The organism is Micromonospora sp. LZ34, from assembly GCF_052981855.1.
On sequence record NZ_JBRIQN010000100.1, the window covers coordinates 1 to 9583 of the forward strand.

Annotated in this window: 6 protein-coding genes and 2 pseudogenes; 4 read left to right on the forward strand and 4 right to left on the reverse strand. The window is 67.0% G+C overall.

Features of this window, described 5'->3' with window-relative positions; all coding sequences use genetic code 11:
• Positions 1-650: 650 nt before the first annotated feature.
• The 4 genes and pseudogenes from ACVCAH_RS36840 to ACVCAH_RS36855 all read right to left on the reverse strand — a co-directional run bounded on the left by ACVCAH_RS36840 (position 651) and on the right by ACVCAH_RS36855 (position 4864).
• Positions 651-1472 carry an alpha/beta fold hydrolase gene (locus tag ACVCAH_RS36840; protein WP_250791191.1) on the reverse strand — a complete coding sequence of 274 codons (822 nt, stop codon included), beginning with the start codon at positions 1470-1472 and terminating at the stop codon, positions 651-653.
• 278 nt (positions 1473-1750) lie between these two features.
• A pseudogene (locus tag ACVCAH_RS36845) lies at positions 1751-2571 on the reverse strand (IS5 family transposase).
• Positions 2572-2629: 58 nt separating this feature from the next.
• A complete protein-coding gene (gene mraY / locus ACVCAH_RS36850) occupies positions 2630-3733 on the reverse strand; it encodes a phospho-N-acetylmuramoyl-pentapeptide-transferase (RefSeq protein WP_447140836.1) in 1104 nt (367 codons plus the stop codon).
• A gap of 450 nt (positions 3734-4183) precedes the next feature.
• Positions 4184-4864: a hypothetical protein gene (locus ACVCAH_RS36855; RefSeq protein ID WP_447140837.1), complete on the reverse strand. Its 681-nt coding sequence runs from the start codon at positions 4862-4864 to the stop codon at positions 4184-4186.
• 1476 nt (positions 4865-6340) lie between these two features.
• On the opposite strand from ACVCAH_RS36855, the gene ACVCAH_RS36860 reads away from it, so the two are divergent.
• From ACVCAH_RS36860 to ACVCAH_RS36875, 4 genes and pseudogenes are all read left to right on the forward strand, one after another.
• Entirely contained in the window at positions 6341-7540 is a 1200-nt protein-coding gene (locus ACVCAH_RS36860; protein WP_447140838.1) for a low temperature requirement protein A, read from the forward strand.
• A 49-nt stretch (positions 7541-7589) separates the two neighbouring features.
• Entirely contained in the window at positions 7590-7796 is a 207-nt protein-coding gene (locus ACVCAH_RS36865; protein ID WP_447140839.1) for a hypothetical protein, read from the forward strand.
• Positions 7797-8299: 503 nt separating this feature from the next.
• Positions 8300-8929, forward strand: a pseudogene (locus tag ACVCAH_RS36870) (low temperature requirement protein A); the annotation flags it as partial.
• A 40-nt stretch (positions 8930-8969) separates the two neighbouring features.
• Positions 8970-9476 carry a low temperature requirement protein A gene (locus tag ACVCAH_RS36875; protein WP_447140840.1) on the forward strand — a complete coding sequence of 169 codons (507 nt, stop codon included), beginning with the start codon at positions 8970-8972 and terminating at the stop codon, positions 9474-9476.
• Positions 9477-9583 lie beyond the last annotated feature (107 nt).

A 9583-nucleotide genomic window follows, 5' to 3' on the forward strand; every position in this document is an offset into this window, starting at 1 on the left:
CTGAACAAGATCTTTCGTCACGACGCCAGACGGAAGACGGCTTGACAGCTGAAGATCGAAAGCTGTGCGACAGCCTCTCTGGCCTCTGGCTCGCTGCGAGGAAACGAACCCCGACTCCAAGGCAAGATCACCTACGACGACTGGCTGAGAAGCGAGGGCCACCAGCCGACAGCTTGACGGCCGGCCGGCTCGGGGTTTGGCCAAGAGTTCGTCGAGGCTGGTGGCGCGGGCGAATCGGCGCACGCCGTCCGGGCCGGTCCGCGTCGGCCAGACCCTCGAACCGCCGCATGAAGAACCGGCACCGCCATTTGCGCACCGTGTCCACGTGCACCCCGTGCGGGGCGGCGTTGGCGGTGTTCGTGGCGCCGTCCACGGCAGTCAGCACGATCCGCGCCCGCAGCACCCGCCGATAGGCACCGGTAGACCGACGCGCCAACCTCACCAGGGCGGCACGTTCATCGGGATCGAGGATGATCGGATACGGGCTCGTCGGGGGGATCGATATGTTCTGCCACCCCACACGCCGAAGCGCCCGCACCGACACGCCGCACAGTGCGGCACCATGGCAGTCGTGGCCAAGACCATTCGTCTCGGGTGTGGCGACGGTGCCTCGCGACGTGGATGTCGGGCACCCGGTGTTCGCTCGCTGATCAGCTGCGCAGGAACGCGAGCAGGTCCTTGTTGACCTGGTCTTGCATAGTCGACGTGATGCCGTGCGGTGCGCCCGGGTAGTAGATCTCCTGCGCGTTCGCGACCAACTGGGCGGTCTTGTGTGCCGAGTCCTTCACAGGGACGATCTGGTCGTCCTCGCCGTGCAGCACGAGCGTCGGGACGTCGAACTTCGCCAGGTCGTCGCGGAAGTCCGTCTCGGAGAACGCCTTGATGCTCTCGTACGCGTTCAGCAGACCGGCCTGCATGCTCCAGAGCCAGAACTGGTCGAGGGTGCCCTTCGAGACCTTCGCGCCCGGCCGGTTGGCGCCGTAGAACATCTGCGCCAGATCCTGGTAGAACTGCGACCGGTCGGCGAACAGGTTGGCGCGCAGCTCGTCGAAGACGTTGCTCGGCAGTCCCTCCGGGTTGTCCGGGCTCTGCACCATGATCGGTGGTACGGCCGAGATGAGGACCGCCTTGGCGACCCGCCCGGTACCGTGGCGACCGATGTACCGGGCGACCTCGCCGCCGCCGGTCGAGTGGCCGACGAGGGTGGCGTCGCGGAGGTCGAGCGCCTCGATGACCGCGGCCAGGTCGTCGGCGTACCCGTCCATGTCGTTGCGGCTGCGGGCCTGGCTCGACCGGCCGTGACCACGGCGGTCGTGCGCGACCACCCGGAAGCCGTTCTGGACGAGGAAGAGCATCTGTCCGTCCCAGGCGTCCGCGTTCAACGGCCAGCCGTGGGAGAAGGTCACGACCGGGCCCTCACCCCAGTCCTTGTAGTAGATGTCGGTGCCGTCCTTGGTGGTGATGAAGCTCATCCCGTTGCTCCCCCATGTGTCGAGCTCGTCGCGAGCTAACGACGGCGGCAGGCGCGTCCGAACCGGCGTGTGCCTTTGGGGGCGCCGCCGCCAGAGCAGTCATCCGTTGACCACGGATCGCCGTCGCTGTTTCCGATGCTAGGCACGGACGCGGGCCCAGATGGGCGCTTTACCGGACCGCCGCGCCCATTGGCGCCACCGGACTGGGCCGCGCGTAGCGGGCCGGACCGACGCCGAGACGGCGCCGGAAGTGGCGGGTGAGATGCGCCTAGGAGGTCCTAACAAAGTCGTGCGAGATGCCGGTAGGTGATGATGCAGGTGGCGAGGGCGAGGAAGGCTTCGTGGATGTCGTCGCGGCGTTCCCAGCGGATGCGTAGCCGTTTCATGCCGTGGTACCAGGCGATCGTCCGCTCGACCACCCACCGGAACACACCGAGACCGGAGCCGTGGGGCTGGCCACGGCGGGCGATGCGCGGGCGGATGCCCGTGCCGCGTACCGCCTTGCGGTACTTGTCGTGGTCGTAGGCGCGGTCGGCGAACAACGCGTCGGGGCGCTGGCGGGGTCGGCCGCGCCGGCTGCCTACGGGCGGGATCTTGTCGATCAGCGGGAGCAGTTGGGTGACGTCGTGGCGGTTGCCGCCGGTCAGAGACACGGCCAGGGGGATGCCGGCGCCCTCGGTCAGGACGTGGTGCTTCGAGCCCGCTCGGGCGCGGTCGACCGGGCTCGGGCCGCTTTTGGGCCACGTCGGGCGGCCCGCACATGCGAGGAGTCGATCACGGCGCGGGACCAGTCGAGCTTGCCGGCGCCGCACAGTTCGGCCAGCAGCAGCTCGTGCAGCCGCTGCCACACCCCGGCCCGGTTCCACTCCTCCAGGCGCCGCCAGCACGTCATCCCGGACCCGGACCCCAGCTGTTGGGGCAGGAACTCCCACTGGATGCCGGTGTGCAGCACGAACAAGATTCCGCACAGCACCTGCCGATCCGGGATCCGCTTGCGTCCCGGGTGCCGTGGGTTGCGCTCACGTTTGGGCAGCAACGGCTCGATGCGCTGCCACAGCCCATCCGGCACGATCCACGGCGGCTGCTCGCCACGCCTCACGGCACGACATCGTAGATCACCCTCATGGAAGGCCCAGAGATCATTTTGTTAGGACCTCTTATCCAACGACTGCCAGGAAATCCGAGTAGAACAGGCCCAGGCCGACCGCGACGCAGACGCCGGCCACGATCCAGAACCGGACCACAATGTTGACCTCGCTCCAGCCGGCCAACTCGAAGTGGTGGTGCAACGGCACCATCCGGAAGACACGTCTACCGGTGGTCCGGAACGAGACGATCTGGATCACCCAGGTCGTCGTGATGATGACGAAGAGCCCGCCGATCATGATCAGAAGCAGCGTCGTGCGGGTTGCCACCGCGAGCCCGCCGATCAGGGCGCCGAGCCCGAGCGAGCCCACGTCACCCATGAAGATCCGCGCCGGGGACGTGTTCCACCACAGGAAGCCCACGCAGGCGCCGGCCGCCGCAGCCGCGATCATGGCGATCTCCAGGGGATCCCGGACCTGGTAGCAGTAGTCGTTCACACGGGCGTATGCGTCGTCCGCGCACCAGTGCCGGTACTGCCAGAAGCCGATCAGCGCGTACGCGCCGAGCACCAGGATCGACGCGCCGGTGGCCAGGCCGTCGAGGCCGTCGGTGAGGTTCACGCCGTTCGACATCGCCATGATCACGAAGACGATGACCATGACCGCGCCGACCTTGCCGACGTTCAGCCAGCTGATGTCGCGGATGAGCGAGATGTGCTCGCTGGCCACGGTCTGGCCGTCGGGGCTCGGCACGTAGAGAGCGGCGATGCCGAACCCGCCGCCGACGATCGCCTGGCCGAGCAGCTTGCCTTTGGCGGACAGTCCGTCGGAGTTGCGCCGGCGCACCTTGAGGAAGTCGTCGAAGAAGCCGACGGCGCCGCAGAAGACGAACAGGCCGAGCAGGACGAGGGCCGTCATGGTCGGCCCCTCCTGCGCGATCTGCCGCTCGGGCAGGGTGGTCAGGGCGATATGTCCGGCGACGTAGGCGAAGACGGTCGCCACGATGAAGACGACGCCGCCCATCGTGGGCGTGCCCTTCTTGCCCTGGTTGCTGGCGAGACCGATGGATCGGATCGGCTGGCCGGCCTTGAGCGCGGTGAAGACGCGAATCGCCACCGGCGTGCCGAACAGGGAGATGATGAACGCGACCGCGGCCGCGACGATGACCGCCCTCACGGGCGAACCTCCACGAGATCCGGATTTCTCACGGCGTCCCCACCGAGCTTCCAGATCCGCGCCTGACGTATCGACCTGAGCTGGCCGTGCAGATAGTCCTTAGCGAAATCATCGATCACGAGACACGAGCTTGCCATCCGACGGCGAGCGGAGCAGCCCTGGACCTCACAGCGCCATGGTTCGTAACTCGTCGACACGAATCCGATGACGATCTTGCAGCGCCAGGCCCGAGGTTAAACTTGTGTCCGAAGCGGCGGATATAGCCCAGACGACCCGTCCCTTGTCGACGCGAGTCGCCATGCAGATCCTCCGGCACGCCCGGTTCTCCGTGACGATGGAGATCTACACGCAGGTCTCATCGAAGGCGACGCGGGAAGCACTCAGACGCCTTGGCGACTCCCTCGGCTGCTGACTGTTGTCCCCGAACGGCAACGGTCCCGAGGACGTAGTTCAGCTTCTGCGATTCGGGCCGGTGAGAGCATCCCAGTCGTCAGCGCTCATCGGAAGCGGCGCCCAGTGCGGCAGATAGAAGGGCCGCCGCGGTGGGTCGGCCACCGTGAACGGCTTGAACTCCGGATCCGCGATCACCCGGTAGACGAACTCGGCAGTCGACAAATCGAGCTGGTGCCACGGCTCGATGCCGTCCCACCGCGCGACCACGGGCCACCGGTCGGGCTCCACAGACCGGTCCGCCAGCCAGTAGTACTCCCCCTCGGTCTGATCGCTGCCCCATTGGATCAGCCCCGATCCCTTGTCGGGCTCGAACATCTCGTAGGGGGCCCACAACCGCGCGGAGTCGTACCCGCTTGCCCACTGCCGACAGGAGGCCCATGTCCGAAGCAGCGGCTGCGCGTGATCGTCGGTCGGCCGCAGAAGGTCCAGGTACGCGTAGAACGCCCCCGGCACGAACCGCCGGCACAGCTCCTTGAAGTCCGACGGCAGCGCTACGCCCAGCTCCGCTTCCACCTGCTCCCAGCCGACACCGTCCTCGGGATCCTGGTGCCATCCGGTCACGTCGATGATCCGGTCGATCCACGACAGCTGATCATTCACGGCCGGCAAAGTAACAGTGCAGGCCGACATCACCCTCGCCTGGTCGTCACCCGGCCGCTGACCGTTGCTGTACTTCACTGCTGCACGACAGCAGAAAGGCCACCTCCCGTTTCCGGGAAGCGGCCTTTGACCTGCGTGGGCGATACTGGGATCGAACCAGTGACCTCTTCGGTGTGAACGCGGCTGCGGCGCATCGTCCGCTGCCATCGGGTGTCATCGGGTACGTGTCAGCTCGGTTACGACCTCGGCTGCTGTCGCTAGGTGTCGCCTACAGGCGAATACTTCGCTGCCTCCTTGCTGCCTTTCACGACTGGGCGAGCAGGCAGACGTCGGCGATAGCCGTTGGACGGGCGCCTGCCACGGTCGTGGGTGTGTTGGCACTCGCCTGCCTTCGCGATCCGGAGTCGGCGGGACGACTGAGGCCGGCGAGGGGAGCAATTTCCCCTACCCGCTCGCTCCGCAGTCTCGAGTTGGTTTCCAGCGCCCTCGACCGTCGCGCCGCTCGGCTCGCTGGCCCCTCCCTGCCCCACAGTCAGCGCAGCACCGGCGTCGGCTACCGCTCGCAGTCGGGTCGACGACGTCGCCCGCGCTCTACCGTTTGGGTGATGGAGCTGGCGATGACGGCGACGGCGACGGCGGGGGACCCTCGGTCGAGTTGCTTGCCGCCCATGCGGACCCAACCATCCACGCGAAGGCCACGGCAAGGATCACGATAGCCCCCCGCACGGCCGCCCAAAACGCCTTCAACAACTCGGGTACGAGCGCCTTGGTCTTCTTGTAGTCCGCCCAGGCCCGGTGAGCGACCTGGTAGGCCCGGCCGGCCAGAAACCCGATCGCAACACTGATGATGACTAGAACGGCCAAGCTCGTGGTCATTCACACACGTTGCCTGACGCATTGCTGCTAATCACTGGGCCGAAGCGGCAGCAGCGGTGACGGGTTGTCGACACCTGCGGGGAACGACAGCACGTTGCCCCGGCGCGCCGCGTCGTCGAATCCATCCAAGCGCAGCTCGTCGGATTTCTGCTAACCGTAAGGCGACGCGCGGTGGACGTGGTGGACTTGCTGTCTGACAGCGGCGCCTGCGGCGAGATCTACGCATTACGAGTCAGTCGCGGGCTGCTGGCAGGCGTGGTCCTGGCCCTCGTCTACCTGCGCCTGCGGTCCGCCGCTGTCCGCCGTTGGTCGCCGGCTTGGCTGCTCCGTTGGCTGCTCGCCTGCGGCACACGGTTTAGGAAAGGTGTAGCGCCCGCTGGGCGGACTATCGCTCCACCAGGGCATCCGCCTGCCAGGCCGCCAGCACGGCGCTTGATCATTCCGCGCATGTTCCGGATCTTGATAAGCCACCTATCCACCGGAACGCGCATAGCACGTCGGTCGGCTGGCCGTTGCCTGGTTGGGAGAGCACGACGCTGGGCGCCTCAGCAGCCCTCGCCGGCGGTCAGGCCCTTCAGCCATCGGGAGGTGCGTCTTATCCGTGGGCGGCGCGGCGACGTGGTACGACAGCTTCAGCGACAAGCCGACGAAGTGGGCGGGCGGGTGACGACGAACAGGGTGGCCAATCTGCTGCGCAAGCGTGGGAGTCCGCAGCGGCCGACCTTCCTGGAACTGTTCTTCGATCTGGTGTACGTCTTCGCGCTCACCCGGATCGTGGACGAGTTGGTGCTGGACTACACCACCGGCCGCGTCGCCGGGACGTTGACCACTACCCTTTCGGAGAACGGCGAGACTCTGCTGCTGTTCCTGGCCATCTGGTGGATCTGGACCCAGACGGCGTGGATGACCAGCCGATTCGACCCGTTGCAGCCGGCGATCCAGTTCGTTGTCCTCGCGACGATGCTCGGGAGCCTGTTCCTGGCGGTCGCGATATCCGGGGCTCTCGCCGAGACCGGCCTGCTCTTCGCGAGCACGTACGTTACGATCCAGGTGGGCCGCACCCTCTTCTTCGTACTCACCATGCGGAACCACGATTTGCGCCGCGTCAACATGCTGGCGCTCGTCTGGTTCGGCGCGTCGGCCGTACCGTGGCTCGCCGGAGCTTTCGCACCAGAGCTGACGCGCAATTTGCTGTGGCTGCTGGCCTTGGCGATCGACTACCTGGGGGGCACACTCGGCTGGCCGGTGCCGCGGCTGGGGCGCTCGCAGGTGTCCCCGTGGGTCGTCTCGGGCGAGCACCTGGCCGAACGCTACTGGCAGTTCGTCATCGTCGCGCTTGGTGAGACGATCCTGGCCACCGGATTCACTCTTCTACACGGTCCGATCGTGGCTGAACGAATATTGGCCCTTGTACTGTCGTTCGTCACCACGGTGCTGCTGTGGCGGATCTACTTCTACCGAGCCGGCCAGATCTTGGGCGAGGCCATCGCGGCATCCGCCGATCCCGGCCGGCTCGGTCGGTCGGCCGAGCTCTCCCATTTGCTCATGGTGGCCGGCATCGTCGCCACCTCAGCCGGTTCCGCGCTCGTCCTCAACGATCCATCCGGACACGCCAAACCGGCCTGGGTCGGCGCCATCCTCGGCGGGCCCGCGCTCTACCTCGCCGGGCGCGCAGTATTCGAGCACGTGGCCTTCGCCCGCGTGTCCCGGCCACGACCGATCGGGATCCTCGTCCTCGCGGCCATAGCGCCGGTGATGGTCGGCCTGCCGCCACTTGGGGTCGCCGCAGCAGCTGCCGCCGTCCTGCTCGGCGTCGCCGTCTCGGACACGATCCGAGCCCACGGACGCCCGCTGGAGCAGGCCTCGCCGCCCCGCTGACGCGTGCCCGTTGCCCCACCAAGTCAAAGTCGATCTAGGGCAAATTCGTGTGATCGGAGATCACCCTGACGCCAATATGCCGACGGCCCGGATACCGGTGACAGAAACCATCCCGGCTGGCACGGTGCTCGACGGCGAGTTGATCGTGTTGGAGCGCGGACGGACGAACTCCGTCGTTGACGAGATCGGCTGGATCTCTCGCACCGACGGCTCATACGAGACAACCGGTGACAAGACCCGGATCTGGGAGAACTGATCACCCGAGCCCGGCTCGCTGCTTCCTACCCGCTACCTCTGTGAGCTCCCACTACATCACGGTCAAGGGCTGTCGTTCTGCGGCGGCCCTCCGGGCTTCCCGCTGTCCGCGCCAGCCGCCGGGCGTCCGACGTGACGGCCGCAGAGCGACAGCGGCAGCGGCCGGCGCGCGCCCTGGCGGCGGCGCGTGCGGCCCGACAAGGGCCACCTTGAAGACGTACAGAAACTTTGAACCGTCTGCCGGCAGCCGGCTTTGTCCGGTCTCGGGACCTGCGTGACGGTTCGGTGTCTGGACCTGGGTGACACTCCGCAGCCTCTAACACCGGCCCGACGCCTCGGCTGGGTCGAAGAGCTGATCCGAACCGGCGGCGACGAATGGCAGGCCCTTACCGTCGCCCGGCCCGTGTAACGCGGCCACGGCGGCAGATCCGTGCTCACCAGCGCTGCGGCATGGTACGAATGATTCAAGCCTGGGACAAAAGTCGGCAGAACGGGCGAGCCATGATGATAAGCGGCGCCAAACTGCTGCGAGGACCCGAGGAGCCGCGGCGGACAAACTTTCTGGAGCTGTTCTTCGACCTGGTGTTTGTCGTCGGGCTCGCCGAGCTCTCACACGGGATGATCAAGAATTACCAGTGGAGCGGCGCCTTCGAGGCGCTGGTGCTGCTGTTGGCCATGTGGTGGATCTGGACCATGACCGCGTGGACCACCGACTTGTACGACACGCAACGGCTGGCAATACAGCTGCTGGTCACCGTGACCATGCTCGGCAGCCTGGTGATGGTGGTCGCGCTGCCCGACGCGTTCGGCGAGCGAGGTCTGGTCTTCGCCGGCACGTACGTTGCCATCCAGGTCGGGCGCCAACTCTTCCTCGTCCTCGCCCTGCGTGGCCACGAGTTGCAGGGCAGAAGCATCCGGGTGCTGTTCTGGTTCGCTGTGTCTGCGGTGCCGTGGATCGCGGGGGCGGCCGCGCACGGTACGGCACGTGGGGCGCTGTGGACGCTGGCGGTGGCGGTCGACTACGGGGCGATCGCCATTCGTTGGCCCACGCCGAGGCTGGGTCGCTCCCCTAAGACGGATCTGGGCGTCCTGGGCGAGCACCTGGCCGACCGATACGGGCAGTTCTTCATCATCGCGCTCGGCGAGTTGATCCTGGTCAGCGCGTCGACCCTCATTGGCAGCGGCTTCGCGGCTGATCGGACCCGCGGCGTTCGTGGTGTCGTTCGCCACCACGGTGCTGTTCTGGCGGATCTACATCTACCGCGCCGGGGAACTGTTGGCCGAGGCCGTCGCAGCCGCCCCAGACCCGACCCGCGTCGGCTACTCGGCGACATACTTCCAGCCCATCATGGTGGCCGGCGTCGTTGCCACCGCCGTCGGCGACGAACTCGTCATCGCCCATCCACTAGAACACCCGCAACCGGCCTGGATCATCGTCATCCTCGGCGGACCCGCGCTGTTCCTGGCCGGCCGTGCCGGCCTCGAATACGCCGTCTTCGCCCGCGTGTCCCGGGATCGGCCGATCGGCGTGCTCGTGCTGGCCGCCCTAGCGCCGGCGATGCTATTCGTGCCGCCGCTGCTGGCCGCCCTCGCCGCGACCGCAGTCCTGGCCGGAGTCGCCATCACCGACACGAGTCGCGCCCGCGGACGCCCACCCGAGCCGCCATCGCCACCCGGCTAGCCGGACGTGTCACCCACGCCTTGAGACTGTTCTGTCATCCATGAAGGAGCGGGGTCGGTCAAGACTGGGGTTTTGACCTGCTGACGTTGATTTTTCCGGTTCCGGCA